This is a genomic window from Streptomyces goshikiensis, from assembly GCF_014650555.1.
GTDB lineage: Bacteria > Actinomycetota > Actinomycetes > Streptomycetales > Streptomycetaceae > Streptomyces > Streptomyces goshikiensis.
Genome location: NZ_BMVE01000004.1, coordinates 281,840 through 306,917, shown reverse-complemented (window position 1 = coordinate 306,917; position 25,078 = coordinate 281,840). Strand labels below are relative to the sequence as shown.

At 72.9% G+C, this 25,078-nt stretch carries 26 protein-coding genes; 12 read left to right on the top strand and 14 right to left on the bottom strand.

Annotation, left to right across the window (positions count from 1 at the left end; genetic code table 11):
• The first annotated feature begins 65 nt into the window (after nucleotides 1-65).
• Complete coding sequence (locus IE248_RS14745) at nucleotides 66-620, top strand: Uma2 family endonuclease (RefSeq protein WP_008740062.1); 555 nt, start codon at nucleotides 66-68, stop codon at nucleotides 618-620.
• Here IE248_RS14745 and IE248_RS14740 read toward each other — a convergent pair.
• Together IE248_RS14740 and IE248_RS14735 are read right to left on the bottom strand one after the other, a co-directional pair.
• Nucleotides 617-1,141 carry a DUF4240 domain-containing protein gene (locus IE248_RS14740; RefSeq protein ID WP_037792205.1) on the bottom strand — a complete coding sequence of 175 codons (525 nt, stop codon included), beginning with the start codon at nucleotides 1,139-1,141 and terminating at the stop codon, nucleotides 617-619. The two genes, IE248_RS14745 and IE248_RS14740, sit on opposite strands and share 4 nt — an antisense overlap.
• 30 nt (nucleotides 1,142-1,171) lie before the next feature.
• Nucleotides 1,172-1,978 (bottom strand): hypothetical protein, encoded by an 807-nt coding sequence (locus IE248_RS14735; RefSeq protein WP_008740060.1) that lies wholly within the window; start codon nucleotides 1,976-1,978, stop codon nucleotides 1,172-1,174.
• A 32-nt stretch (nucleotides 1,979-2,010) separates the two neighbouring features.
• Here IE248_RS14735 and IE248_RS14730 point away from each other — a divergent pair, with 32 nt between their 5' ends.
• On the top strand, nucleotides 2,011-2,529 hold the full coding sequence (locus IE248_RS14730; protein ID WP_008740059.1) for an LURP-one-related/scramblase family protein: 519 nt from the start codon (nucleotides 2,011-2,013) through the stop codon (nucleotides 2,527-2,529).
• Here the strand turns inward: IE248_RS14730 and IE248_RS14725 are convergent.
• Together IE248_RS14725 and IE248_RS14720 are read right to left on the bottom strand one after the other, a co-directional pair.
• A complete protein-coding gene (locus tag IE248_RS14725) occupies nucleotides 2,501-2,812 on the bottom strand; it encodes a hypothetical protein (protein WP_037799757.1) in 312 nt (103 codons plus the stop codon). The genes IE248_RS14730 and IE248_RS14725 overlap by 29 nt on opposite strands.
• Nucleotides 2,813-2,990: 178 nt before the next feature.
• Nucleotides 2,991-3,770 (bottom strand): carbon-nitrogen family hydrolase, encoded by a 780-nt coding sequence (locus IE248_RS14720; protein WP_008740056.1) that lies wholly within the window; start codon nucleotides 3,768-3,770, stop codon nucleotides 2,991-2,993.
• A gap of 137 nt (nucleotides 3,771-3,907) precedes the next feature.
• Here IE248_RS14720 and IE248_RS14715 point away from each other — a divergent pair, with 137 nt between their 5' ends.
• Complete coding sequence (locus IE248_RS14715) at nucleotides 3,908-4,732, top strand: maleylpyruvate isomerase family mycothiol-dependent enzyme (protein WP_008740055.1); 825 nt, start codon at nucleotides 3,908-3,910, stop codon at nucleotides 4,730-4,732.
• Here IE248_RS14715 and IE248_RS14710 read toward each other — a convergent pair.
• From IE248_RS14710 to IE248_RS14695, 4 genes are all read right to left on the bottom strand, one after another.
• The gene (locus IE248_RS14710) at nucleotides 4,707-6,059 is read right to left on the bottom strand and encodes an MFS transporter (RefSeq protein WP_190030915.1); all 1,353 of its coding nucleotides are present in this window, start codon (nucleotides 6,057-6,059) and stop codon (nucleotides 4,707-4,709) included. The genes IE248_RS14715 and IE248_RS14710 overlap by 26 nt on opposite strands.
• Nucleotides 6,056-6,715 (bottom strand): GntR family transcriptional regulator, encoded by a 660-nt coding sequence (locus IE248_RS14705; RefSeq protein ID WP_190030914.1) that lies wholly within the window; start codon nucleotides 6,713-6,715, stop codon nucleotides 6,056-6,058. The genes IE248_RS14710 and IE248_RS14705 overlap by 4 nt, the downstream gene beginning before the upstream one ends.
• Before the next feature lie 71 nt (nucleotides 6,716-6,786).
• The gene (locus tag IE248_RS14700; RefSeq protein ID WP_190030913.1) at nucleotides 6,787-7,089 is read right to left on the bottom strand and encodes a hypothetical protein; all 303 of its coding nucleotides are present in this window, start codon (nucleotides 7,087-7,089) and stop codon (nucleotides 6,787-6,789) included.
• 20 nt (nucleotides 7,090-7,109) lie between these two features.
• Nucleotides 7,110-8,999 carry a C1 family peptidase gene (locus tag IE248_RS14695; RefSeq protein WP_190030912.1) on the bottom strand — a complete coding sequence of 630 codons (1,890 nt, stop codon included), beginning with the start codon at nucleotides 8,997-8,999 and terminating at the stop codon, nucleotides 7,110-7,112.
• Nucleotides 9,000-9,295: 296 nt separating this feature from the next.
• Here IE248_RS14695 and IE248_RS14690 point away from each other — a divergent pair, with 296 nt between their 5' ends.
• From IE248_RS14690 to IE248_RS14680, 3 genes are all read left to right on the top strand, one after another.
• Entirely contained in the window at nucleotides 9,296-10,057 is a 762-nt protein-coding gene (locus IE248_RS14690; RefSeq protein WP_008740046.1) for an SDR family NAD(P)-dependent oxidoreductase, read from the top strand.
• Nucleotides 10,058-10,189: 132 nt separating this feature from the next.
• Nucleotides 10,190-11,419 (top strand): DUF1266 domain-containing protein, encoded by a 1,230-nt coding sequence (locus IE248_RS14685; protein WP_073797789.1) that lies wholly within the window; start codon nucleotides 10,190-10,192, stop codon nucleotides 11,417-11,419.
• 85 nt (nucleotides 11,420-11,504) lie between these two features.
• Nucleotides 11,505-11,921 (top strand): PPOX class F420-dependent oxidoreductase, encoded by a 417-nt coding sequence (locus IE248_RS14680; RefSeq protein ID WP_037792198.1) that lies wholly within the window; start codon nucleotides 11,505-11,507, stop codon nucleotides 11,919-11,921.
• A gap of 10 nt (nucleotides 11,922-11,931) precedes the next feature.
• Here IE248_RS14680 and IE248_RS14675 read toward each other — a convergent pair whose 3' ends face one another.
• From IE248_RS14675 to pdhA, 5 genes are all read right to left on the bottom strand, one after another.
• The gene (locus tag IE248_RS14675; RefSeq protein WP_190030911.1) at nucleotides 11,932-12,702 is read right to left on the bottom strand and encodes a hypothetical protein; all 771 of its coding nucleotides are present in this window, start codon (nucleotides 12,700-12,702) and stop codon (nucleotides 11,932-11,934) included.
• A 42-nt stretch (nucleotides 12,703-12,744) separates the two neighbouring features.
• Nucleotides 12,745-13,683 (bottom strand): GNAT family N-acetyltransferase, encoded by a 939-nt coding sequence (locus IE248_RS14670; protein ID WP_008740039.1) that lies wholly within the window; start codon nucleotides 13,681-13,683, stop codon nucleotides 12,745-12,747.
• A 147-nt stretch (nucleotides 13,684-13,830) separates the two neighbouring features.
• Nucleotides 13,831-15,297: a dihydrolipoamide acetyltransferase family protein gene (locus tag IE248_RS14665; protein WP_190030910.1), complete on the bottom strand. Its 1,467-nt coding sequence runs from the start codon at nucleotides 15,295-15,297 to the stop codon at nucleotides 13,831-13,833.
• Between the two features lie 12 nt (nucleotides 15,298-15,309).
• Nucleotides 15,310-16,290 carry an alpha-ketoacid dehydrogenase subunit beta gene (locus IE248_RS14660; protein WP_008740035.1) on the bottom strand — a complete coding sequence of 327 codons (981 nt, stop codon included), beginning with the start codon at nucleotides 16,288-16,290 and terminating at the stop codon, nucleotides 15,310-15,312.
• Entirely contained in the window at nucleotides 16,290-17,483 is a 1,194-nt protein-coding gene (pdhA, locus tag IE248_RS14655; protein ID WP_037792186.1) for a pyruvate dehydrogenase (acetyl-transferring) E1 component subunit alpha, read from the bottom strand. The genes IE248_RS14660 and pdhA overlap by 1 nt, the downstream gene beginning before the upstream one ends.
• 325 nt (nucleotides 17,484-17,808) lie before the next feature.
• On the opposite strand from pdhA, the gene IE248_RS14650 reads away from it, so the two are divergent.
• Together IE248_RS14650 and IE248_RS14645 are read left to right on the top strand one after the other, a co-directional pair.
• Nucleotides 17,809-18,468, top strand: coding sequence for a response regulator (locus IE248_RS14650; RefSeq protein WP_008740031.1), 660 nt, complete (start codon nucleotides 17,809-17,811; stop codon nucleotides 18,466-18,468).
• An 85-nt stretch (nucleotides 18,469-18,553) separates the two neighbouring features.
• Nucleotides 18,554-18,982 carry a pyridoxamine 5'-phosphate oxidase family protein gene (locus IE248_RS14645; RefSeq protein ID WP_100581422.1) on the top strand — a complete coding sequence of 143 codons (429 nt, stop codon included), beginning with the start codon at nucleotides 18,554-18,556 and terminating at the stop codon, nucleotides 18,980-18,982.
• Nucleotides 18,983-19,080: 98 nt separating this feature from the next.
• Here the strand turns inward: IE248_RS14645 and IE248_RS14640 are convergent, their stop codons facing one another.
• Nucleotides 19,081-20,799: a protein kinase domain-containing protein gene (locus IE248_RS14640; protein WP_190030909.1), complete on the bottom strand. Its 1,719-nt coding sequence runs from the start codon at nucleotides 20,797-20,799 to the stop codon at nucleotides 19,081-19,083.
• Nucleotides 20,800-21,040: 241 nt separating this feature from the next.
• Here IE248_RS14640 and IE248_RS14635 point away from each other — a divergent pair, with 241 nt between their 5' ends.
• From IE248_RS14635 to IE248_RS14620, 4 genes are all read left to right on the top strand, one after another.
• The gene (locus tag IE248_RS14635) at nucleotides 21,041-22,717 is read left to right on the top strand and encodes a protein kinase domain-containing protein (protein ID WP_190030908.1); all 1,677 of its coding nucleotides are present in this window, start codon (nucleotides 21,041-21,043) and stop codon (nucleotides 22,715-22,717) included.
• 159 nt (nucleotides 22,718-22,876) lie between these two features.
• Nucleotides 22,877-23,464, top strand: coding sequence for a hypothetical protein (locus tag IE248_RS14630; RefSeq protein ID WP_190030907.1), 588 nt, complete (start codon nucleotides 22,877-22,879; stop codon nucleotides 23,462-23,464).
• Between the two features lie 140 nt (nucleotides 23,465-23,604).
• Nucleotides 23,605-24,261, top strand: a complete 657-nt coding sequence (locus IE248_RS14625; RefSeq protein ID WP_100581269.1) for a PadR family transcriptional regulator — start codon at nucleotides 23,605-23,607, stop codon at nucleotides 24,259-24,261.
• A gap of 25 nt (nucleotides 24,262-24,286) precedes the next feature.
• Entirely contained in the window at nucleotides 24,287-25,018 is a 732-nt protein-coding gene (locus IE248_RS14620) for an ABC transporter ATP-binding protein (RefSeq protein WP_008740019.1), read from the top strand.
• The last annotated feature ends 60 nt before the right edge of the window (nucleotides 25,019-25,078 follow it).

Below are 25,078 nucleotides of genomic sequence, written 5' to 3'. Positions count from 1 at the left end.
GGGGTGACGACGCGGCGCGCAGCCCCGTGCGACGCTGGCCCCAGGCAGCGAAGGAGGCGCCCGGTATGACCACCGCGCACGACTACAGCTACGGCATCGACCCCGAGCACGCCCTGAAGTACGCGATCCAGCACCACAGCGGGGACCGCACGGAGATCGTCGAAGGGGTCATCACCAACATGACACCGAGCTGGGCCCATGAGCGGGCGGCGAAGCTCATCCGCCGCCAGATCGAGACCCGGGTGGACGAACTCGGCTGTGTCGAGGGTTCGGGCAATCTCGATCTCCCCAGGTCGCCGAACTGGTACGTACCGGACATCGCCGTGGTCCCCGATGAGCTCGCGGACGGCGGCGGGGCGCTGCTCCCCGACCAGACCCTGCTGATCGTCGAGGTGACGTCGGAGTCGAACGCCGAGACCGACCGGGTGGTCAAGCGCAAGCGGTACGCCGAGTACGGCGCCCCCCTCTACCTGCTGGTCGACCGGATGGACAAGACCGTCACCCTGTTCGCCGGGCCCGGGCGGCTCGGCTACACCGAGGTCGACGGGCCGCACCCCTTCGGGACTCCGGTCCGGCTTCCGGAGCCCTTCGGGATCGACCTCGACACCAGCGGGCTCTAGGCGTCGAACAGGGCGCTCAGGCGGGGGAGGCGGGCGGCGGTCTCCGCGGCGTCGTCGAAGTCGAAGGACCAGGCCGGGTCCAGCTCCGGGTAGCTGATCGTGAAGGAGTCGGCCGGGAGTTCGCGGCCCGTGGCGGCCTCGTGGGCCCTCCAGGCGATCGAGAGGGCCGACTCGTCCCACAGCTCCACGCCCTCGGTGGCGGCCTCGCGGACCGCCGGGTGGTCGGCGAGGGAGTCCGGGTCCGCCAGGGCGGCGGTGAAGGCCGCCTCGCCCTGGGTGAGGAGCCAGCCGCGGAAGTAGTCGAAGCCGTCGTCGGAGCAGCCCCCGTTGATCAGGTAGGCGGCGGCCCAGAGCGGGGCGCGGTACGACTCCGCCAGCAGGTCCCACAGCACCTGCTGGGCGGCGGCTATCTCCCGCTCCGGTCGCAGCGCGAGGAGCCCGGCCGCCCGCGCTGCCACCTCATCGGCTGCCGCGTCCGCGCGCGCCGTCTCGATCAGCTTCCAGAACGTCTGCTTGTCCATGGGTGCAGAGCCTGGCACCCCGGTCTGACATCAGGCCTTCAGGAAGGCGAACAGGGACTGCGCGAGGGCCGTGACGAAGCCGTCGCGGACCTCCGGCGCGACCAGGTCCAGCGACAGGTACGGGTTGAGGTCCTCCAGCTCCACCAGCAGCAGCTCGCCCGACGGCGCCCGGCAGGCGTCCACGCGCTGGATGCCGTGCGCGAGGGTGTTCCACCCGATGAAGGCGCGGGCGAAGTCCAGGTCGGCGGGCGTGGGCTCGTACGGGGTCAGCTCCCAGCGGCGGGCCGGGTCCGGGGCGTACAGCGCGTACTGGAAGGCGTCGTCGACGAAGTAGAAGGACACCTCGTACGCGAAGTCGACGCGCGGCTGGATCAGGATCTCCCCGGCCGCCCCCTGCGGGCGGTCGGTGAAGGTGAGGCCGATGGAGTCCGCGCCCCGCTTGGGCTTGACCGCGTAGGTGGGGACCGACGGGAGCAGGCCGAGGTCGGCCGGGTCGTCCACCGTCGGGATCACCGGGTAGCCGGCGGCCGTCAGGTCGAGCAGGTACTGCTTGCCCGCCATGTCGCCGCGGCCCGTGAGCGGGTTGTAGACGCGGGTCCCGGCGGCGAGCGCGGCGGCGCGGAAGGCGTCGTGGTCCTGCTGGTAGTGCAGGACCGGGCCGCTGTTGCGGACGACGACGGCGTCGAAGCCCAGCGCCAGCATGGCCCGGGCGTCCCGGGGGTGGCACAGGGCGAGGCCGAAGTGCTCGCGCAGCCGGGACGTGAGGAATATGTCCTCGTCGCCGTAGCGGCGGCCGCGCGCAGGGTAGGCCAGGTCGGTCACGTAGAGGAGAGGCATGGCCGCAACCTATCGCGGGCAGCGATCAGCGCATGAAATACCTCGTACGGGACAAAGTGCTGGCCATCGGCGACGACTACTGGATCGAGGACGAGGAGGGCCGGCACGCCTTCCTCGTCGACGGGAAGGCGCTGCGGGTCCGCGACACCCTGGAGCTGAAGGCTCCCGACGGCCGGATCCTGATCACCCTGCGGGAGAAGCTGTTCAGCCTCCGCGACGCGATGACGCTGGAGCGGGACGAGCGCCGGCTCGCCGTGATCCGGCGCAAGCGGCTCTCGCTGCTGCGCGACCACTTCCGCGTGACCCTGGTCGAGGGGACCGAGCTCGATGTCAGCGGCCGGATCCTGGAGCGCGAGTTCAAGGTCGAGTACGAGGGCGAGCTGCTCGCGCTGGTCTCCCGCCAGTGGTACCGGATCCGGGAGACCTACGCCGTGGACGTGATCCGGGAGGAGGCGGACGCGGCGCTGCTCGTCGCCGTCGCCGTGTGCGTGATCCGGATGACGGAGAAGGAGCGCGAGGACCTCAGCCCCGGTGGTGTTCCCGGGCCGTGAGCTGGCCCTGGACGTAGGCGTCCGTCTCCGGCGCGTACGGGCCGCCGTGGTCGAAGAGCAGGTCGGTGATGCGCTGCCACTCCGCGACCGCCGCCCGGACGGAGGCGTCGGCCGAGGCCAGGTCGCCGGCCTCGGCCAGGGCCGCCTCCAGGGCCCGCACCGTCTGGTGGTGCGTCAGGCCGGCGGCTTCGCCGCGCACCCGCTCCCGGGCCGCGATCTCCCCGGCCAGCGGCTCGTGCGGCTCCAGGGCGGCCGCCACCGCGACCTCGGTCTCCTCGCTCACGGCGTACCCGCTTCCCTCGTCACGGCCCTGCGGCCCCACGGCCACGGGCTCCCGGCCCCACAGTCCGGTCGGCTGCGGCCCTTCGTGGCTGCGGCCCTTCGTGGCTGCGGCCCTTCGTGGCTGCGGCCCTTCGTGTACCCGGCGGCGCCGGTCCCAACCCGGGGCCCGGACGGCCTGCTCAGCGCCGCAGCCGGCGGTCCTTCAGCGCCGGGAACTGCTCCCGGGTCTCGGCGACCTTACCCGGGTCCAGTTCCACCGTCAGGACGTCCTCGCCCGGGCCCGCCTGCGCGAGGATCTCGCCCCAGGGGTCGACCACGAGGCTGTGCCCGGCCTGCTCGACGCCCGCGTGGGTGCCCGCCAGCCCGCAGGACAGGACGTAGCACTGGTCCTCCACCGCCCGCGCGCGGCTGAGCAGGGTCCAGTGGGCCAGCCGCCGGGCCGGCCAGCCCGCGGCCACCACCATCGTGGTCGCCCCGGCGTCCACCAGGCCCCGGAACAGCTCCGGGAAGCGCAGGTCGTAGCAGGTGGCCAGGCCCAGGGTCTGCTCCGGCAGGGCCACCGTCGTCAGGGTGTCGCCGGGCGACATCAGCACCGCCTCGCCCTGGTCGAAGCCGAACCGGTGGATCTTGCGGTAGGTCGCCGCCAGTTCGCCCTCCGGGGAGAGCACGAGGGCCGTGTTGTAGAGGGAGCCGTCGCCCGCCCGCTCCACGAACGAGCCCGCGTGCAGCCACACCCCGGCGTCGCGCGCGGCCCGGGCCATTTCCTGGCAGGTGGGGCCGTCCAGCGGCTCGGCCTCGGTCTCGAACTGCTCGTAGGCGAAGGCGCCCACCGTCCACAGCTCGGGCAGCACGACGAGGTCGGAAGCGGACTGCTCCCGTACGAGGTCGGCGACGCGGGAGCGCCGGGAGGCCACCGACTCCCCTTCGTTCACCGCGATTTGAATCAGCGAGGCGCGCACACTACCACCGTCCTGGCAAGAGGGATGTCAACTCGGGCCTACGATCGTCACACGAAAGCACTGCCGGGGTGCTCACCGGCAGCGTAGTTTTGGGAATAGTCCACAACGCGCCACTGAACAGCACGCGAGGGGTCCCGTTGACCGTCCATCCCAGCCTTCAGCCCTATGCCGACGCGTGGACCCATTCCATCGAGGCGATATCCGAGCTGGTCCTCCCGCTCCCCGAGGGCGAGTGGAACCGGGCGACCCCCTGCCCCGGCTGGTCCGTCCGTGACGTGGTGTCACACATCATCGGTATCGAGTGTGAACAGCTCGGCGACCCCCGGCCGATCCACACGCTGCCCCGGGACCTGCGGCACGTGGTGGACGAGTTCACCCGGTACATGGAGGTGCAGGTTGACGTCCGCCGGCACCACACCGCGCCCGAGATGACCTCGGAGCTGGAGTACACCGTCATCCGGCGCGCGCGGCAGCTGCGGGGCGAGAAGCGGGATCCGGCCACGATGGTGCGCGGGCCGCTGGGCGAGCAGGTGACCCTGGAGCAGGCGCTGCGGCTGCGGGCCTATGACGTGTGGGTGCACGAGCAGGACCTGCGGGCCGCGCTGGGCGCACCGGGGAACTGGGACGCGCCGGGGGCGTTCATCGCGCGGGACGTGCTGCTGGAGGGGCTGGCCAAGGTGGTCGCCAAGCGGGCCGGCGCCCCGGCGAACTCGGCGGTCGTCCTGGACGTGCACGGCCCGGTGGAGTTCATGCGGACGGTACGGGTCGACGCGCAGGGGCGCGGAACCCTGGACATGGCGCCCTCCCTCGGCCCGGCGGTGACGCTGACCATGGACTGGGAGACGTACGTCCGGCTGGCGGCGGGCCGGGTCCGGCCGCGCGTCGTGGCCGACCGGGTGAAGGCCGAGGGCGACCCCGCGCTCGCCGAGGCGATCCTCACGCACTTCGCCGTGACCCCGTAGCGGTCCGGCCGAGCCCCGCCGCGCTCGTGGCGGTGGCGCCGGTCCGCAGCGCGCCCAGGTGTTCCCGCTCGCGGGCGAGGGCGCGGCCCCGCAGCCGCAGGATCCGGGCGGTGCCCAGCGCCTGAAGGACGAACACCGAGGAGAACGCCACCCGGTAGTCGTCACCGGTCGCGTCGAGCAGCAGCCCCACCGCCAGCAGCGTCGTCATCGTGGCGATGAAACCGCCCATGTTGGTGATCCCGGAAGCCGTCCCCTGACGCTCCGCCGGATTCGCCGGGCGGGCGAAGTCGAAGCCGATCATCGACGCCGGACCGCAGGTCCCCAGCACCACGCACAGCGCGACCAGCAGCCCCAACGGGGCGCGGTCCCCCGGGTAGACCAGCACCGAGGCCCACAGCAGGGCCGTCAGGGCGACCGTGCCCAGCGCCAGCGGCAGCCGCGCCGACTGCCGGCGGCCCACCAGCTGCCCGTAGAGCAGGCCGCAGCACATGTGCGAGACCACCACGAGCGTCAGCAGAGCGCCGGCCGCGGTCCGCGACAGCCCCTGCGCCTCGACCAGGAACGGCATTCCCCACAGCAGCAGGAACACCATCGCCGGGAACTGCGTCGTGAAGTGCACCCACAGCCCCAGCCGGGTGCCCGGCTCCCGCCAGGACTCCGCGATCTGGCGGCGTACGAACCCGCCCGTGCCGCGCGGCCGGGGCGCCGGCTCGTGGCCCTCGGGCTGGTCCCGCAGGAACAGCGTCAGCGGCACCAGCACCACCAGCCCCGCGACCGCGCTCCCGGCGAACGCCGGAACCCAGCCGGCCCCGTGCAGTACGGGCGCCAGCACCAGCGTCGAGACCAGGTTGCCCGCCATCCCGACCAGCCCGGCCAGCTGCGCCATCACCGGGGCCCGCCGGGCCGGGAACCACCGGGTGCCCAGCCGGAGCACCGAGATGAAGGTCATGGCGTCACCACAGCCCAGCAGGGCGCGGGCCGCCAGCGCCATCCCGTACGTCGGGGACAGCGCGAAGCCGATCTGGCCCGCGGTGAACAGCACCGCGCCCAGCGTCAGCACCTTCTTCGTGCCGAGCCGGTCCACCATCAGGCCGACGGGTATCTGCATCCCGGCGTAGACCAGCAGCTGGAGCAGGGAGAACACGGACAGCGCCGAGGCGTTCACGTGGAAGCGGTCCGCCGCCTCCAGTCCGGCCACGCCCAGGCTGGTACGGAAGATCACCGCGACGAAGTAGACGCAGACGCCGATCGACCAGACGGCCACGGCCTTCCGCCCGCCCTCGGGATCCCCCGGCGCGGCCGCCGTCGCGCCCGCCGCCCGGCTCATCGGGCCGTCCCCCGCACCAGCGCCTCGACCCGGCCCACGTGCGCCCGTACCGCGGCGGCCGCCGTCTCCGCGTCCCCGGCGCGCAGCGCGTCCAGGATCTCGGTGTGCTCGGTCAACGACCGTTCGATCCGGTCGGGGTGCGCGTGCAGCAGCGCCACGCCCATCCGCAGCTGCCGGTCGCGGAGCTGGTCGTAGAGGCGGCACAGGATCTGGTTTCCGGCGGCGCGCACGATCTCCGCGTGGAAGCCCCGGTCGGCGGCCATCACGGCGGCGAGGTCGCCCGCGGCGGCGTGCCGGCGCTGCTCCTCGACCAGCGTGGCGAGCCGGTCCAGCAGGCCGGGCGGCGAGGGGAGGGCCCTGCGCACCGTGAACTCCTCGACCAGCAGCCGGGTTTCGATCACATCGGCGATCTCCTGCGCGGAGACCGGCAGGACCAGCGCGCCCTTCTTCGGGTACAGCTTCAGCAGCCCCTCGGTCTCCAGGCGCAGCAGCGCCTCGCGCACCGGAGTGCGGGACACCCCGACGGCCTCGGCGAGTTCGCCCTCGGTGAGGAGGACGCCGCCTTCGTAACGGCGGTCGAGGACGCCCCGCTTGACGTGGGCGTAGACGCGTTCGGCGGCGGTGGGGGCGGTCTGCGCCGCGGCGGGGGATGGCATGCGCACAGGATAGATACAACAGGGGTGCATCCGGGCGCCGGGTCCACCATCCGGACGCGCCGCGACCGGGCCTAGGACGTCACCCGCACGTCCAGGACGAACTCGTCGTACGGGGCCTCCTCCGGGTAGGGCGGCCGGACCTGCGCGAAGCGGATGCGGGCCCGCCCGCCCGGACGGCGGCCCCGGACCAGGTACGTCCGCTCCACCGGCGCGCCCGGCGCCGCCCCGGCCGGGGCCGGGCCGCCCTCGGCCACCGCGACCGCGTCGACGTCACCGCTCACCTGCCAGATCCACACGTACCCGCGCGCCCCGCGTCCGGTGAGCCGCAGTTCGTACCCCTCGCCGGCCCGCAGCGCGACCTCCCGCACCTCCATCCGTACGGCCCCTTCCCTCCTCAGGCGGGGCCGATCACCGGCCCCTCGTGCCAGCCCTCGCCGTCGCGCCACCAGTGCTGGAGGCGGCGGTCCGTGCGCAGGACGATGACCTCCAGGTTGAACCCGAAGCTGCCCTGGAGCATCCCGGCGACGGCGAGCGCGTCGTGCCCGAAGACCGCGCTCCGCCGCCAGGGCGAGCCGCCCGCGTTCCCGCGCCACCAGTGCTCGATCCGCCCGCCGCCGGCGACCGCGCACAGCTCGTAGTTCCCGGCGGTGTCCTCGTCCACGGCCCCGTACTGCCCCTCGATCAGGCAGGGCGCCGAGGTGATCCCGCTGCCGAAGACCTCCCCGGCGCGCCAGGCGAAGCCGTTCGGGTCGTCCCGCCACCACAGCTGCATCCGCCCGTCCGTGCGGGTGGCGACGAGGTCGAGGTGGCGGGAGCGGGTCTGGACGAGCGCGGGCCCGTAGTGGGCGATGCCGGACCCGAACCGGCCGCCGTCGTTCCAGGTCCAGGGGGCGCCGTTGATCCGCCACCAGTGGTTCAGCCGGCCGTCGGCGGTCCGGACGACCACCTCGAAGTTGCCCGGCTTGCCGTAGTCGCTCTGGATGAACGCCGGGGTCGAGCCGATCGCCGCGTCCCCGGGGCCGAAGACCCCGCCGTCGCGCCAGGCACCGCCGGACTGCTCGTAGTACCAGTGCCGCAGCCGCCCGTCCGTGGTCACGTGCAGGGACTCCATGTTCCGGTTGTACGTGCTCCCGGTGAAGGCCGGCTGCCCGGACGCGTCGGTCGCGTAGGTGGCCGCGCGGGCCCACGCGAAGGGCGCGTCGCCCTCGCGCCACCAGTGCCGCAGCCGGCCCCCGCCGGCCGTCGCGGACATCTCGAAGTTGCGGTGGGCGCGGCCGTTGCCGCTCTCGTAGACGCTGCCCGCGTGCAGCCTGCGCTTGGTCCACGGGTCGATGTTGGTGCCGCGCAGACCGCACTTGGCCCAGTGGTCGATGTTGACCTCGCCGTACCCGATCCGGCCGAAGCCGCCGACGTGGTAGCCCGTCCCCCAGGAGTTCTTGAACAGCCAGCAGCCCGCGGCGTCGTCGTAGCCGACGACCAGCACGCAGTGGCCGCCCGCGAGCCGGTCGTCGGTCCGGTGGTAGACCCCGGAGCCCAGGGCGAAGAAGTCGTCGTAGACGTCGAAGCAGGCGGTCAGCGGACCGACGGTGTCCAGCCACACCTTCTGCTGCTCCACGTCGCCCAGCCGGACGTACTCGGTGATCCGGACGGTCCGCCCGGACCGGTCCCAGCTCGGCGTGTACTCCGCGCGCCAGGCGTCGCGCCGGTCGGCGGGCAGCCCCTCGGGCGGCGTGCCGTAGGGCCAGCAGTCCGGGTCGGCGAGACCGCCGTTGGCCTGGATCCAGTCCAGCGCCGTCTCGGGGTTGCTGCCCTGGCCGCAGCTGAACCGCAGGCCGTCGTGGACGTCGCCCTCGGAGCGCCGCGCCCAGACGTCGTGCTCGATGCGGGCCATCGACTCCACGAGGCCGGCCGCCCCGAACGCCCAGCAGGAGCCGCAAGGGTTCTGGTCCTTCACCTTGGTGATCCAGGGCCAGCCCCAGCGGGCGCGCCAGTCCACGGCGGCCGGCCGCGCCGTCCCCGCCACCCCCTCGGCGGCGGGCAGCAGCCCGTGCGCCGCCCTGCGCCGGGTGAGGTGCGGATTGCCGCTGGGCCGCCCGATCAGCCCCCGCAGGTCGACCGGCCCCACCTCGCTCGCCTCCGTCAGGTTCGCCCCCGGCTCCAGGCCCAGCGAGGGGCGCGGCAGGGGGTCGTCGTCCGCGAGGTGCTCGCTGACCGACCACCTCGCCCGCTGCCGCGCGAGCCGTGCCCGCAGCTCCCCCGCCGTCCGGACGTACTCCTGTGGCATTGGCCCCCCATGCGCGATCGCCCGTACGGATGCGAGCGAGATCCGGGAGCGTCCACCTGCCGCCGGGGCCCGTCAAGGGGGTCCGGGCGGTCGCGCGGTGGCACGGGGGTCGTACGGCCGCCCCCGTACCTGACGAAGTCTCCCGGCTCTGACGAAGTCCCCCGGCGGGCTTCGCGGCGGGCCGGGACGCCGTGTGAGGCTCCGGGGACGGGAGCGGGACGGCCGGTCGCTCCACCTGCGCACCGCTCCAGCCCCCCACACCGCCACACCATTCGATTGATTGAGGAGTTCCCGACATGACGAACCGTTTCGCGGACAAGGTCGTACTGGTCACCGGCGCCGGCGCGGGCATCGGCCGGGCCAGCGCCCTGGCCTTCGCCCGTGAGGGTGCCACCGTCGTGGCCTCCGGGGTCCGCCCCGAGTCGATCGCCGAGACCGTCCGGCTCATCGAGGAGGAGGGCGGCAAGGCGAGCGCCGTCACCGCCGACGTCAGCAAGCCCGAGGACATGGCCGCCCTGGTCGAGACGGTGGTGCGCGAGCACGGCGCGCTGCACATCGCGCACAACAACGCCGGCATCTTCACCAAGCCCAGCCCGGTCGGCGACATCGACCTGGACACCTGGAAGAAGACCTTCGACGTGAACCTGAACGGCACGCTCCACGCGATGCAGCAGGAGATCGTCCACATGCGGGCCAACGGCGGCGGCGTCATCGTCAACACCTCCTCCAACATCGGGTACCACGGCCGCCGTCCGGGCCTGGCCGCCTACGCCACCTCCAAGGCCGCCGTCAGCACGCTGACCCGCATCGCCGCCCTCGACCACATCAAGGACGGCATCCGCATCAACTCGGTGAGCCCGGGCGCCACCGACACCACGATGTCCTTCCGCCCGGGCGAGGACGAGGCCGCCCGCGCCGAGCGCCTCGCCGGCGTCGTCCCGCTCGGCCGCGTCGGCAGCACCGACGAGGTCGTCGCCGCGGTGCTGTGGCTGGCCTCGGAGGAGGCGGGCTTCGTCGTCGGCCACGACCTGGTCGCCGACGGCGGCGTCACCGCGTAACGCCGCCCGCACGCCGCTCAGTACGCACCGGGGCGCCCGGCCGGACCTTCCCCCGGCCGGGCGCCCGGCCGTACGCGGGGGCCGGACGCGGGGGCCGGACACCCGCCCGAGGGCCCCGGCTAGGGTTTCCGCATGGGGACCTGGACCGCGCCGAGCGCCATAGAACGACAGCTGGACGATGCCAGGGCGGCGGGGAACTGGCCCGCCTTCCTCGACGCCCTCGCGCTCGCCGAGCTGTTCGTCCCGCAGTCCCGCGCCTACCAGGACGCGCACCCCACCCGGCTGCGCCTGGAGCCCGCCTACTTCCCGCAGGTCCGCGCCCGGGCGTACGCCGTGTTCACCGCCGGGATGCTGCCCGTCCCCACGCCCGAGCTGGTCTTCGAGCGCCAGGACCTGGCCTGGTTCGCCGACCACGTCCCGGCCGACGGCGCGGCGTACCTGGCCGTCAATCCCGGGACCCCCTTCGAGGTGTTCCTGCCCGCCTCCCCCGCCCACCGCGCCACCTGGGACGCCCACTACCGCAACAAGCCGCGCTACGCCGGCCTGGAGACGGACAAGGTGCACGCCCTCCACGTCGGCGGCCCCCTGCACGGCCCCGTCGCCTTCGGGCTGGCCTGCGGCGCGCACCTCTCCGTCCGGAACGGGATGTTCTGGAACTCCCTCGCCTACCACGGCGACGGCTACACGAGGGAGCGCGAGAAGCTCGACAAGTGGTGGGGCGTCACCACCCGCGAGGACTGGCTGTCCACCACCCGTCAGCTGCTCGGCGCCGAGATGGTCAGCCCCGTCTGGGAGTACGCGCTGCGCGTGCGCCGCTCCCTCGCCCAGGACTTCGCGGGCGCGGTGGACACGGAGCACTGGCGCCACGCGGCCGAGTACAGCCTGCGCGCCGGCGCCCGCAGGGCCGCCGAACCGCGGCTCACCCCCGAGGGCGTCACGACGGCCGCGCCCCGGCCCGCCGCCGAGGTGGAGGGGGAGATCGCGGGCGTACGGCGGCTGATCGGCCGGATCGCCCGCTACGAGCAGCGGTTCCGGGCCGACGGACTGCTCGGCGAGGGCCGGTTCGTGCGCTCCGTGGAGGCCTGGGACTACGGGCGGGCCTCGCAGATGGCCCGCTGGGGGCTCGGCGCCCGGTTCGGGACGATCGCGGAGACCGAGGACGCCGTGGTCCGCGCCGGAGAGGCCTGCCGGCTGGCGTACCGGTCCTGGGAGGACCTGTCCGCCGGGTTCGTCCTGGGGCGCTGCCTGCACTTCGACGAGGAGGAGTTCGGGCACTGGTACGGGGACATGGTCACCGTGCACCGGGAGCTGACGAGCGACCCCGGCAGCCCGTGGCTGAACCTCCCGTGGTCGCGGACCTGACGAACTCTCCCCCGGACCTCGCGTAGTCGGATCCGGCACCGGAAAGGACCGGTACCGGCCGTGCGGGACAACTAGCCTGCTGCTCATGACTGTTGAGATGAACGACACCGTGCGCAAGCTCCTGGACGCCCCGCACCCGGCGGTCCTCACCACCCTCAACCCCGACGGCGGGCCGCAGAGTTCGGTGGTCTGGGTGATCCGCGAGGGCACCGACCTGTTGGTGTCCACCGAGCGCGGCCGCCGCAAGGAGCTCAACCTCCTGCGGGACGGGCGGGCCGGCCTGACCGTCTTCGACCTGGCCAACCCCTTCCTCTACGTGGAGATCCGCGGCACCGCCACCCTGACCGAGGACGCCGGCCGGGCGGTCACCGTCCGCATCGCCGAGAAGTACCTGGGCCCGGGCGGCGGCGAGGAGTACGCGAACGCCCCGGCGGAGAACGTCCGGGTGATCGTGCGCATCACCCCGGACAAGGTGCTCGGCAACGCGGCGAAGGCGGGCTAGGGGCTACGGGCTACGGAAGCCGCGGGCGGACGGCCGTCCAGGCGTCGACCGCCCGGGCGAGGGCGTCGCCGTCCGGCAGGTGCGGGCGCACCAGGGCCATCCAGGGCAGCAGGTTCTTGATGCGCCGCAGGTGCCGGATGCGCTCCCGCGGCAGGTCCCGCCAGGTGCGGGCCGCCGCGGCCGCCTGCGCCGGCGTCAGGTCGATCAGGGCCAGCAGCTCCCGGCACAGCGCGGCCGGGTCCCCGCCGGCGTCCGGGCCCGGGCCGAACCGGTCGATCAGGTAGCCCCGTACGGCGGCCAGCTCCGCGCCCCGCACCAGCGGGTCCGCGCCGGTCGCCGCGGCGCCGCGCCGGGTCGCGGCCAGCGCCACCCGGCCCCAGCGCAGCCGGGTCCCGTCCGGCAGCGCGTCGTCCTGCATCCGCCCCGCGGCCAGGCTGCGCAGGGCCGGCGGCAGCGGCTCCTCCAGCAGCGGGGGGTCGGTGGCCAGCCAGGCCTCCAGGTCCTCCAGGGCGTGCCCGGCGGGCGGTACGGCCGTCAGCACCTGCCCCCGGCTGAGCAGCGCGACCATCGGCCCGGTGAGGTGGGCGCGCGCCGCGTGCGGGGGGTCGACGAACTCCGCCGGGCGCCCCCACATCTCGATCCGGGTCAGGCCGAGCCGGAGGCCGCCGGCGACGTACACCTGCCCGGCGCGGGCGATCCCGCCGATGACGCGGACGATGCACACCCCGCCCGTGACGTCGGCCTCCTCGACGGAGTACACCTGCAACTCGGCGATGGGCAACCCCGGCCCCCTCTCTCCGGGCAGGAGGCTACCGCGCGCGCGTCAGGCCTGCGACGGCTGTTCCAGGACCAGGCGGATCTGCGTGACCTCGTAGCCCGCGCGGTCGAAGGCGGCGGCCATCGGGGCGTTCACGGTGTCCGTGGTCGCGGTGACGCGCTGGGCGCCGGCGGCCGCGTGGAAGCGGGTGATCTCGGCGAGCACCTCGTCGATCAGGCCCTTGCCGCGCTGCTCCGGGACGACGCCGAGGTATCCGACGTTGCGGTGGTAGGGGGTCGCGGAGGGGATCGCCAGACCGGCGAGGGTGCCGTCCGGGAGGTGGGCGAGCCGCCACCAGGAGCGCTCGCCGGGGCAGTCGAGGTAGAACTCCATGTCCTCGCGGGCCAGTTCCTCCGCGTCCATCGAGCGGAGTTCGTTCTGCGTGGCCACGTCGAGGCTGCCCTGCGACAGCCGGACGAACGCGTCGAGGAACTCCTCGTCGCCGGCCTCGCGGAAGACGAGCCGCCCGGTGGGCTCGGCGGTGCCGGCGGCCGGGGTCCACTCGTAGCGCAGCCGCTCGATCTCCCGCGTCAGGCCCACCGCGTACGCGGCCTCCTGCCGCCACGCGAGGGCGGCGGCGAACTCGGGGCGGGTCCGCCAGTCGCCGGGCAGCGAGACGTTGTAGAGCGGCAGGGTCCCGAAGGCCTCGTGCCCGGCGGCGAGCAGCCCGGCGGCGAGCGCGCCGGGGTCCGGGGCGCCGGCGCGGACCTGGAGGCAGTCGAGCGCGACGGGCCGCTCGCTGTCGGCGCGGCCCCACCACAGGGCGCGGGCGAGGATCTCGCCCTCCTCGTCCTCGGCGAACCAGATCCACTCGGGCCGGAACCGGTTCTCCGCGAGTTCCTCGCGGATCGCCTCGGCGGTGAGCGCCTCGACGGGCTCGTCGCCCTCGTAGGCGAGGGCGCGGTCGAGGTCGGCGGGGTCTGCGGCCGCACAGCGGAAGATCATGCGCTGATGATCACACGGGGCAACCCCCCTGGCCAGGGGTTTTGGCCGGCCCGTCGCCGTGCGCGCGGGTCCCGCTCACGGCCGATGGCCGGCCTCCCGGGTGGGGGAGACCGGCCATCGGCGCGGCGCGTGCCGTCGTACCGGGGGCTAGGCCCAGGTGACCAGGCGGCGCGGGTGCTCCAGGACGGCCGCGATGTCGGCCAGGAAGCGGGAGCCGAGCTCGCCGTCGATCAGACGGTGGTCGAAGGACAGCGCCAGGGTGGTGACCTGGCGCGGCTTGACCTTGCCCTTGTGGACCCACGGCTGGAGCTTGATCGCTCCGACCGCCAGGATCGCGGACTCGCCCGGGTTCAGGATCGGCGTACCGGTGTCGACGCCGAAGACGCCGACGTTGGTGAGGGTGAGGGTGCCGTTCTGCATGTCCGCCGGGGAGGTCTTGCCGTCGCGGGCGGTGGCGACCAGATCCGACAGGGACTCGGACAGCTCGCGCAGCGTCTTGGCGTGGGCGTCCTTGATGTTCGGGACGATCAGCCCGCGCGGGGTCGCCGCGGCGATGCCCAGGTTGACGTAGTGCTTGAGCACGATCTCCTGGGCCGCCTCGTCCCAGGACGCGTTGACGTCCGGGTTGCGGCGGATGGCCACCAGGACCGCCTTGGCGATCAGGAGCAGCGGGTTGATCCGCAGACCGGCGAGGTCCGGGTCCTCCTTGAGCTCCTGGACCAGCTTCATCGTCCGGGTCACGTCGAAGGTGATGAACTCGGTGACGTGCGGGGCGGTGAAGGCGGAGCCGACCATGGCCTGCGCGGTGACCTTGCGGACGCCCTTGACCGGGATGCGGGTCTCGCGCCCGGTCTGGGCCGGGGCGGCCTGGGGCGCGACCTCGGCCGGAGCCTGGACCGGCGCGGGGGCCGCGGCGGCCGGGGCCGCCACCTGCGGGGCGATCGCCGCGGCGGCCGCGGCGTGCACGTCCTCGCGGGTCACGACGCCGCCGTCCCCGGTGGGGACGACCGTGGCCAGGTCGATGCCGAGGTCCTTGGCGAGCTTGCGCACCGGCGGCTTGGCCAGTGCGCGGGCCGCGCCGGCGGCGGCCGGGGCGGCCGTGCCGTTCTGCGCGGCCGCGGCCACGAGCTGCGCGGCCGCGGGCTGCGCGGGAACGACGGCCGGGGCCGCCGTGCCGTTCTGCGCGGCCACGTCACCGGCCGCCTTGCGCGGACGGCGCTTCGTGGAGGCCTGGGAGACGCCGTAGCCCACCAGTACGGGCTGGCGCGCGGCGGCGGCCGGCTCCTCGGCCTGCGCCGGAGCCGGAGCGGCGGCGGGGGCTGCGGCGGCGACCGTGGCGGGCACCTCGGCCGCGGCCGCCTCCTCGCCGGCGGGACTGGTCTGGACGGAGATGATCACCTGGCCGACGTCGACCGTGGTGCCCTCCTCGAAGAGCAGCGCGTGCACGACGCCGTCGAAGGGGATCGGCAGCTCGACGGCCGCCTTCGCCGTCTCGACCTCGCACACGACCTGCCCGTCGGTGACGGTGTCACCCGGCTGGACGAACCACTTGAGGATCTCGGCCTCGGTGAGGCCCTCGCCCACGTCGGGCATCTTGAATTCGCGGATGGTCATGAACGTGGCTCCTCAGTACGCCAGCGAGCGGTCGACGGCGTCGAGCACCCTGTCCAGGCCCGGCAGGTACTCGTCCTCCAGGCGGGCCGGCGGGTACGGGGCGTGGAAACCGCCCACGCGCAGCACCGGCGCCTCCAGGTGGTAGAAGCACCGCTCCGTGATGCGGGCGGCGATCTCCGCGCCCGTGCCCAGGAACACCGGCGCCTCGTGGACGACCACGAGCCGGCGGGTCTTCTCCACCGAGGCCTGCAGCCCGTCGAAGTCGATCGGGGACATCGAGCGCAGGTCCACGACCTCCACCGACTTGCCCTCCTCGGCCGCGGCGGCCGCCGCCTCCAGGCAGACCTTCACCATCGGGCCGTACGCGGCCAGCGTGATGTCCGCGCCCTCGCGGGCCACCCGCGAGGCGTGCAGCGCGTCCGGGATGGCCTCGACGTCGACGTCGGCCTTGTCCCAGTAGCGCCGCTTCGGCTCGAAGAAGATCACCGGGTCGTCGCTGAGGATCGCCTGCTGGAGCATCCAGTAGGCGTCGCTCGCGTTCGAGGGCGAGACCACCTTGAGGCCCGGGACGTGCGCGAACAGCGCCTCGGGGGACTCCGAGTGGTGCTCCACCGCGCCGATGCCGCCCGCGTACGGGATGCGGACGACGACGGGCAGCTTGATCTTGCCCAGGGCCCGCGCGTGCATCTTCGCGAGCTGCGTGACGATCTGGTCGTAGGCGGGGAAGACGAACCCGTCGAACTGGATCTCCACGACCGGCCGGTAGCCGCGCAGCGCGAGGCCGATGGCGGTGCCGACGATGCCCGACTCGGCGAGCGGGGTGTCGATGACCCGCTCCTCGCCGAAGTCCTTCTGCAGACCGTCGGTGATGCGGAAGACACCGCCCAGCTTGCCGACGTCCTCGCCCATGATCAGGACCTTCGGGTCCGTCTCCAGGGCCTTGCGCAGCGACTCGTTGAGCGCCTTCGCGATCGACATCTTCTCGACAGCCATCAGTGACCCTCCTCGAAGGACGCGAGGTAGGCGGCGAACTGGGCGCGCTCCTCGTCGACGAGCGCGTGCCCGTCCGCGTAGACGTTCTCGAAGATCGCCATGGTGTCGGGGTCGGGCATGGCGCGCACGACCTCGCGCACCCGCTTGCCCAGCGTCTCGCTCTCCGCCTCCAGGCCCTCGAAGAAGGCCTCGTCGGCGCCGCCGGTCGCCAGCAGGTGGGCCTTCAGGCGCAGGATCGGGTCCTTGGCCTCCCACGCCGCCGTCTCCTCGTCCCGCCGGTACTTCGTCGGGTCGTCGGAGGTGGTGTGCGCGCCCATGCGGTACGTGTACGCCTCGACCAGGGTCGGGCCCTCGCCGCGGCGGGCGCGCTCCAGCGCCCAGCGGGTCACGGCCAGACAGGCCAGGACGTCGTTGCCGTCGACGCGGACGCCCGGGAAGCCGAAGCCCTGCGCGCGCTGGTACAGCGGCACGCGCATCTGGCGCTCGGTCGGCTCGGAGATCGCCCACTGGTTGTTCTGGCAGAAGAACACCACGGGGGAGTTGTAGACGGCCGAGAAGGTGAACGCCTCGGCCACGTCGCCCTGGCTGGAGGCACCGTCGCCGAAGTAGGCGATGACCGCCGAGTCGGCGCCGTCCTTGGCCACACCCATCGCGTAACCGGTCGCGTGCAGCGTCTGCGAGCCGATCACGATCGTGTACAGGTGGAAGTTGTTGATCGTGGGGTCCCAGCCGCCGTGGTTCACACCGCGGAACATGCCGAGCAGGTTGGTCGGGTCGACGCCACGGCACCAGGCCACACCGTGCTCACGGTAGGTCGGGAAGACGTAGTCGTCGTCGCGCAGCGCCCGGCCGGAGCCGATCTGCGCGGCCTCCTGGCCCAGGAGCGAGGCCCACAGGCCCAGCTCGCCCTGGCGCTGCAGGGCGGTCGCCTCGCCGTCGAAACGGCGGGTCAGGACCATGTCGCGGTAGAGCCCGCGCAGGTCCTCGGTGGTGATGTCGGCGACGAAGGGGGCGAACTCCGCGTTCTCGGCGGATTCGACCCGCTCCCCCTCGGGCGTCAGCAGCTGTACGAGCTGGGGCTCGGCGTTCTGCGCGGTGGCGGCGGCGGCCTTGGCGGCGCTGGCCGCGCCTGCCGCCCGCTTGGTGCCGCTGCTGCGTCGCGGCTTGCGCGCGGCAGTGCTCTCCACGGTCACGTGTGCTCCTCCGTCGGTCCGGCACCCGGGTTCTCCGGGGTCCAGTGCGGCTCACCTGTATCCGTACCCGCCCACGGGGTGGGTGCGCGGCCCGTACGGGATTCAGGCGTGACAGGTGCCCCGGCGAGTGCCCTGCGCAATGCACGTTACCCAGTGCTTCGCATGACTGCGAAACCTCACTTGACCTGGGTTTTTGCTTGGATTTCCAAGTAAATCCGAGGAAGCGGGAACAAGCACTGGTCACAGCCTTGCAGGGGGCCGGAACAACGGCACGTTATCCCGGGTAACCCCGGCAGGGAAGGGGTGAGTGTGTGAAACTGACTCCGTGCGCGAAAACGGAAAAATCAAGGTATTCCTCTTGGACGACCACGAAGTGGTCCGTCGCGGCGTCCACGAGCTCCTGTCGGTGGAGGACGACATCGAGATCGTCGGCGAGGCGGGTACCACGGCGGACGCGCTGGTCCGGATCCCCGCCACGCGCCCCGACGTGGCCGTCCTGGACGTGCGCCTGCCGGACGGCAGCGGGGTGGAGGTGTGCCGGGAGGTCCGCTCCCAGGACGAGGACATCAAGTGCCTGATGCTGACCTCCTTCGCGGACGACGAGGCCCTGTTCGACGCCATCATGGCCGGGGCCTCGGGCTACGTGCTCAAGGCGATCCGCGGCAATGAACTCCTGAACGCCGTACGGGACGTGGCGGCCGGCAAGTCCCTGCTCGACCCCGTCGCGACCGCCCGGGTGCTGGAGCGGCTGCGTGACGGCAAGAACGGCAAGGGTGACGACCGGCTCGCCAATCTGACCGACCAGGAGCGCAAGATCCTCGACCTGATCGGCGAGGGCCTGACGAACCGCGTCATCGGCGAGCGGCTGCACCTGGCCGAGAAGACCATCAAGAACTACGTCTCCAGCCTGCTGTCCAAACTGGGGATGGAGCGCCGCTCCCAGGCCGCCGCGTACGTGGCCCGCCTCCAGGCCGAGAAGCGCTGATACCGGCCGATTCGGGACCAACGTCCTCGATCATCGGGGCGTGATCCCCTTCCCTGGCGGAGGGCGGTCACCGAGAGTGGACGGCATGTCCACAGAGGAACTCCACGCGATCGAACTGCTGCGGCGCGTGCCGTACGGCCGGGTCGCCACCAGTCTGCGCGCTCTGCCCTTTCTCGCCCCGGCCCGCCACATCGTGGCCGGGCACGCGGTGGTGCTGCGGATGCACGCCGGTTTCGGCCACCACCAGGCGTGCAACGGCAGCGTGGTGTCCTACGGCGCCGACAACTTCAATTCCGGGGACGCACGGCTGTGGTCGGTCCAGTTCACCGGCACCGCCAGGATCGTCGAACCGACCACCGCCGAGGTGGCGCTTTTCGGTCCGGGACCGCATTTCGTGGACGGCGCGGCCTTCGACCCCGTCCACCTGCGAATCGAGCCGCAGTTCGTGACCGTCCACACGCTGGCCGGTAATGAGGCCCGGCAGGAGCGCCGCTTTCAGCACGCCGTCCTATGACCTTCTGATGAGCCTCTGATCAGCTGATATCACTGTGCGCATACGGAAAGGGCCGGGCGGAATTACTACTTCCGCCCGGCCCTTTCCGTACGTACGCGCTACTCGTTCTCGGTTCCTCCGCCACCACCGGCACCGGCCACGGTGCCGGTGCCGCCGGGACCACCGGCGCCGCCGGCCCCACCGGCACCGCCGCCGGGACCGCCGGTGTTGCCGCCGATGGTCGTGGGCGGCGTCGGCTTCGTCGGCGGCGTGGACGAGCCCGTCGACGGCTTCGGCGAGGTCGACTTCGAAGCCGAGGGGGAACCCGACGGCGAGCTCGACGGGCTGTAGCTCGGCGAGGACTTGCTGCGGCTCGGGCTCGGCTGGTAGCTGCCCTCGTACGAGCGCGAGTTCTCCGGAGTCTTGTGCTGCTGCTCGGTCTCCGGCGTGCTCGGGGTGCTCTCCTGGCTGCCCTCGCTGCTCTTCTTCGAGGGGGTCACGGCGGTGGTTCCACCGCTGCCGCCCTTCTGGCTGTTCGAGCCCACGTTGCTGACGGCGTACGCCACACCGCCCGCGATCGCGATGACCGCGAGCACGGCGAACAGCCACATCTTCCAGCGGCCGTTGCCCCGGCGGTCGTCGTAGCCGTCGTAACCGCCGTGGCCGCCGTGGCCGCCGTGGCCACCCTGACCGCCGCCGCCCTGGCCACCGCCGTGGCCGCCGCCGCCCGGGAAGGCCGAGCCGTCGTCCGGATTCAGCGGCGGCACCATCGGCTTCTGGAACTGCGAGGTCGTGGCGTGCGAGGGGTACTGCTGCTGGCCGCCCGTCCCGCTCACCGGCATCGCCGCGGTCGGGGCGGCGCCGCCCCGGCCGTGCGGCAGCGCCATGGTGACCGGACCGGTGTTCCAGGTGCCGGTGTTCGGCCCCTGGTCCTGGAGCATCTGGAGCGCGTACTGGACGAGCCCGCGCATCTCCTCGGCGCTCTGGAACCGGTCGTCCGGGTCCTTGGCCAGCGACCGCATCACCAGGCCGTCGAGCTCCGCCGGGATGCTCGCGCCCTCCGGCAGCTGCGAGGGCGGCACCGGGGCGTCCTGGACGTGCTGGTAGACCACCGACAGCGGGGTCTCACCGGTGAAGGGGGGCCGCAGCGCGAGCAGTTCGTACAGCAGGCAGCCGGTCGCGTACAGGTCGCTGCGGTGGTCCACGGCCTTGCCGAGGGCCTGCTCCGGCGACAGGTACTGCGGAGTGCCCATGACCATGCCGGTCTGAGTCATCGTCGACTGCGCGCCGTGCAGGGCGCGCGCGATGCCGAAGTCCATCACCTTCACCGCGCCGGTGTTGGTGATGATGACGTTGGCGGGCTTGATGTCGCGGTGCACGATGCCGTGCTGGTGCGAGTAGGCGAGCGCTTCGAGCACGCCCGACACGATGATGAGCGCCTGGTCGGGCCCCGGCGCCTCCGCGCTGAGCAGCAGCTCGCGGATGGTCAGGCCCTCGACGAGCTCCATCACGATGTACGGGACGACGTTCGGGCCGACCCGGTCCTCGCCCGAGTCGTACACGGCGACGACGGCGTGGTGGTTCAGGCCGGCGACCGACTGTGCCTCACGGGTGAAGCGCGCCTTGGAGACCGGGTCCTCTGCGAGGTCGGCCCGCAGCAGCTTCACGGCGACGGTGCGCCCGAGCCGGACGTCCTCGGCCGCGAACACCTCGGCCATGCCGCCGCGGCCCAGTCTGTGGGTCAGCCGGTAACGGCCGTCCCCCACCAGGCCGCCCGCGCCCCAGTGCTCAGGACCGTCGGCCATCCCGGCGCCGTTTCCCTCGGGTTCGGGTGCCATCAGTCCTCGCCGTCGTCTCTCTCGTCCGCGCTCGCGGTGGGCCCTGCGTCAAGGGCCTTTTCGGGGTTCTGCGGTGAACGCTACAGCCTCGCAACCGCTCACCGTTCGGACAATGGCGCGCGGTGGCCTTGTGGTCACGGAACGCGTACCCGGCTTGACGTGTGCTTGCCCTCCGGCAGACTGGGCGCGACATGCGCTCAGCCAGACGCGTAGGGACACATCCCGAGGGGAAGCAACAGTCATGAGCCAGGACGGCACTCAGGGCCGGTACGCAGGCGGCTCCCTGGCCGGTGGCCGTTACCAGCTAAGGGATTTGCTCGGCGAGGGCGGCATGGCGTCCGTCTACCTCGCGTACGACTCCGCACTGGACCGCCAGGTCGCCATCAAGACCCTGCACAGCGAACTCGGCCGGGAGGCGTCGTTCCGCGAGCGGTTCCGTCGTGAGGCCCAGGCTGTTGCCAAACTGTCGCACACGAACATCGTCTCGGTATTCGATACGGGCGAGGGCGACCTCGACGGCGCGCTGATGCCGTACATCGTCATGGAGTACGTCGAGGGCAAGCCGCTCGGCTCCGTCCTGCAGTCCGATGTGACCCAGTACGGGGCGATGCCGGCGGAGAAGGCGCTGAAGGTGACGGCCGACGTGCTGGCCGCGCTGGAGACCAGCCACGAGATGGGCCTGGTCCACCGCGACATCAAGCCCGGCAACGTGATGATGACCAAGCGCGGCGTGGTCAAGGTGATGGACTTCGGCATCGCCCGCGCGATGCAGTCCGGCGTCACCTCGATGACGCAGACCGGCATGGTCGTCGGCACCCCGCAGTACCTGTCGCCCGAGCAGGCTCTGGGGCGCGCCGTGGACGCCCGCTCCGACCTGTACTCGGTCGGCATCATGCTGTTCCAGCTGCTGACGGGGCGGCTGCCCTTCGAGGCGGACTCTCCGCTGGCCATCGCGTACGCGCACGTCCAGGAGGAGCCGGTCGCCCCGTCCTCCATCAACCGGTCGGTGAGCCCGGCGATGGACGCGCTGGTGGCGCGGTCCCTGAAGAAGAACCCGAACGAGCGCTTCCCGACGGCCGAGGCCATGCGGGACGAGGTCGTGCGGGTCCTGTCGGCCGGTCAGACCGGTGCCCCGGCGATCGTCCCGGGCTCCGGGCCCGTGAGCAGCGGCGCCGGCGTCAGCTCGGCCGTGTTCCCGCCGGTGGAGTCCGGGTTCCGGTCGCCGCCGCCGCAGGCGCTCCAGCAGCCGTACCAGGCGCCGCACGCCCCGGCGCCGTCCCCGTACGCGCCGCAGCAGGGGCAGCAGCAGCACGCGCAGGGCGGGTACGCCTACCCGCAGCCGCACACGCCGCCGCCCGGTCAGCAGCACCAGCAGCAGTTCGGCGCGCAGACCCCGCCGCCGTACACGATCTCGCCGGCCACGCCCCAGGCCTCCTCCGGGGGCTCGGGCGGCGCCGGCGGTGGCGGCAAGCGCAACACTCCGGTGGTCGTGGGCGCGATCGCGGTGGCCCTGATCGCGATCGGCGGTCTGATCTGGGCGGTCGCGAACAACGGCGACGACAAGGGCGGGAACCAGGCCGGTCCGGACAGCTCTTCCGCCGCCTCGGCTTCGGCGTCGGCCAAGGCCGGTCACAAGGGACCGGACCGCTCGCGCCTGATCGAGGACGCGAAGTGCAAGAACCCGACCAAGTACTACAACGACGCGACCAAGTACACGGCGCCCGACTTCCGCTACAAGGACATCCTCTCGGTGAAGGCCTGTATCCAGGCCGCCGGCTGGAAGTACAAGGTCGTGGAGAAGGACGAGGCCGTGTACGGCCAGGACATCGTCCTGGAGCAGAACCCGGCGGCGCTGGACAAGGTCGACAAGGAAGGCACCGAGTTCACGCTGACGGTGTCGACCGGCAACCCCGAGTAGGAGCCGTTCGCGGTAGATCCAGGACTCCGGCATCCCGGGCCGCCCTGATGGGCTGCCCGGGATGCCGCTTTTGCCCCACCATGTAAGCCTGAGCGAAACATCGCGGTTTGCCCCGGACCAGGCGTCCGGGGAGGCCCTCAGGGACGGGAGGGGCATCCCGTGGCTCATCGTCCGCGCGCGCCGCACTGGCTGGCCTCGGCCGTGCTGGCGGCCGCCGTGCTCGCGCCCGTGACCGCCTGCGCCGTCGCGCCCGGCGCCCCGGGGCGGATCGCCCTGTCCCCCGCCTCACCGTTCGGCGCGGCGGCGTTCGCCCCGGTGCCCGGAGCGGGCGCGCCCGACGACGGCGGGCCCGTGGGCGACGTACCGCGGGGGGCCTACGAGGAGCTCGCCGGCAGTGTCGCCGGCGCCGGGCGGGAGCGGCCCGGGTGGCCCGTGGCCGAGCCCGCCAACCCCGAGACGGTGCTCGCCTCCCGGCCGCTGCGGCTGCGGCCGCGCCAGGAACCCGCCGAACCGCCGCAGCTGCCGCCGACGGCGCCGTCCCGGCCGTCCGCGCCGCCGGCGCGCCCGGTACGGCCCGTCGTACCGAGCCCGTCACCGGAGCCGTACCGCCCGGCCTTCGCCCAGGGGACCGAGCCGAACGGGCGGGCCGCCGATCTGGCCGCGCACATCCTGCCGCTCGGCACCGGACTCGCCCTGATGGGGCTGGGTCTGGGCTTCATGGGGATGCGGCTGCGGCGCGGGCCGTAGGCGGTGCCGGACGGGGCCGCAGGGGGTGTCACAGGGGTGCCGGAGGGGGCCGTGCGGCGGAGGGGGCGGCGGGCATCCCCCTTGGGATGTACGCCCGAGGGTGGTTGTGAGAGAGGGCATACTCGGTATACATACTGAGTATGTCGATCCGCCACGGCCTTCTGGCCCTACTGGAACGGGGCCCTCGGTACGGCTCCCAGCTGCGTACCGAGTTCGAATCCCGCACCGGCTCCACCTGGCCGCTCAACGTCGGGCAGGTGTACACCACCCTCGCCCGTCTGGAGCGCGACGGACTCGTCGCCCCCGACGGCGAGGACCCCGCCGGGCACACCCTCTACGCCATCACCGATCCGGGACGCGCCGAACTCCGGCAGTGGTACGAACGCCCCGTCGACCGCACCAACCCGCCCCGCGACGAGCTGTCCATCAAGCTCGCCATGGCCGTGGGCGCCCCCGGCGTGGACATCCGCGCCGTCATCCAGTCCCAGCGCCACGCCACGATCAAGGCGATGCAGGACTACACCCGGCTCAAGGCGCAGGCACTCGCCGAGATCGAGAGCGGCCGCTCCGGCGAACGCGACGACCTGGCGTGGCTGCTCGTCGTGGAACAGCTCATCTTCCAGACCGAGGCCGAGGCCCGCTGGCTCGACCACTGCGAGTCCCGGCTCGTACGGCTCGCCGGCCCGGCCGACCGGGGAGCCGAGCCCACACCGTCCCAGGCCACCACCACCGCCACGGCCACCGCTTCCGCCGCCGCCACCGACCTGCCCCGTCGCGCCCGCACGCGCCGAGGCTGAACCACCGCCCCAGGGGGGACCTTTCATGCCCGACCAGCCCGTATTGCAGTTGGACAAGCTCGTCCGCACCCATGGCAGCGGAGCCACCGAGGTACACGCCCTGCGCGGTATCGACCTGTCCGTGTACCCCGGCGAACTCGTCGCCGTCATGGGCCCCTCCGGGTCCGGAAAGTCCACGCTGCTCACCCTCGCCGGCGGCCTCGACAGCCCCAGCAGCGGCCGGGTGCTCGTCGAAGGCACCGACATCACCACCGCGAGCCGCAAGGAACTGGCCGCGCTGCGCCGCCGCAGCATCGGCTACGTCTTCCAGGACTACAACCTGATCCCGGCCCTCACCGCCGCCGAGAACGTGGCCCTACCCCGCGAACTCGACGGGATATCCGCCCGCAAGGCCCGCGTCTCCGCGCTCGCCGCCCTGGAGGAGATGGGCCTCGGCCACCTCGCCGACCGGTTCCCCGACGAGATGTCCGGCGGCCAGCAGCAGCGCGTGGCCATCGCCCGCGCCCTGGTCGGCGACCGCCGCCTGGTGCTCGCCGACGAACCCACCGGGGCCCTCGACTCCGAGACCGGTGAGTCCGTCCTCGCCCTGCTGCGTTCCCGCTGCGACGCGGGCGCCGCCGGCGTCCTCGTCACGCACGAGCCGCGGTTCGCCGCCTGGGCCGATCGCGTGGTGTTCCTGCGCGACGGCAGCGTCGTCGACGAGACCCTGCGCAGCGGGGCCGACTCGCTGCTCTCGGGGCAGGCGGCCGGCCAGTGAGCTCATCCCCCCGAGGCTGGTACCACTCCTGGGTCGCGGCGATCCGGATCGCCCGCCGCG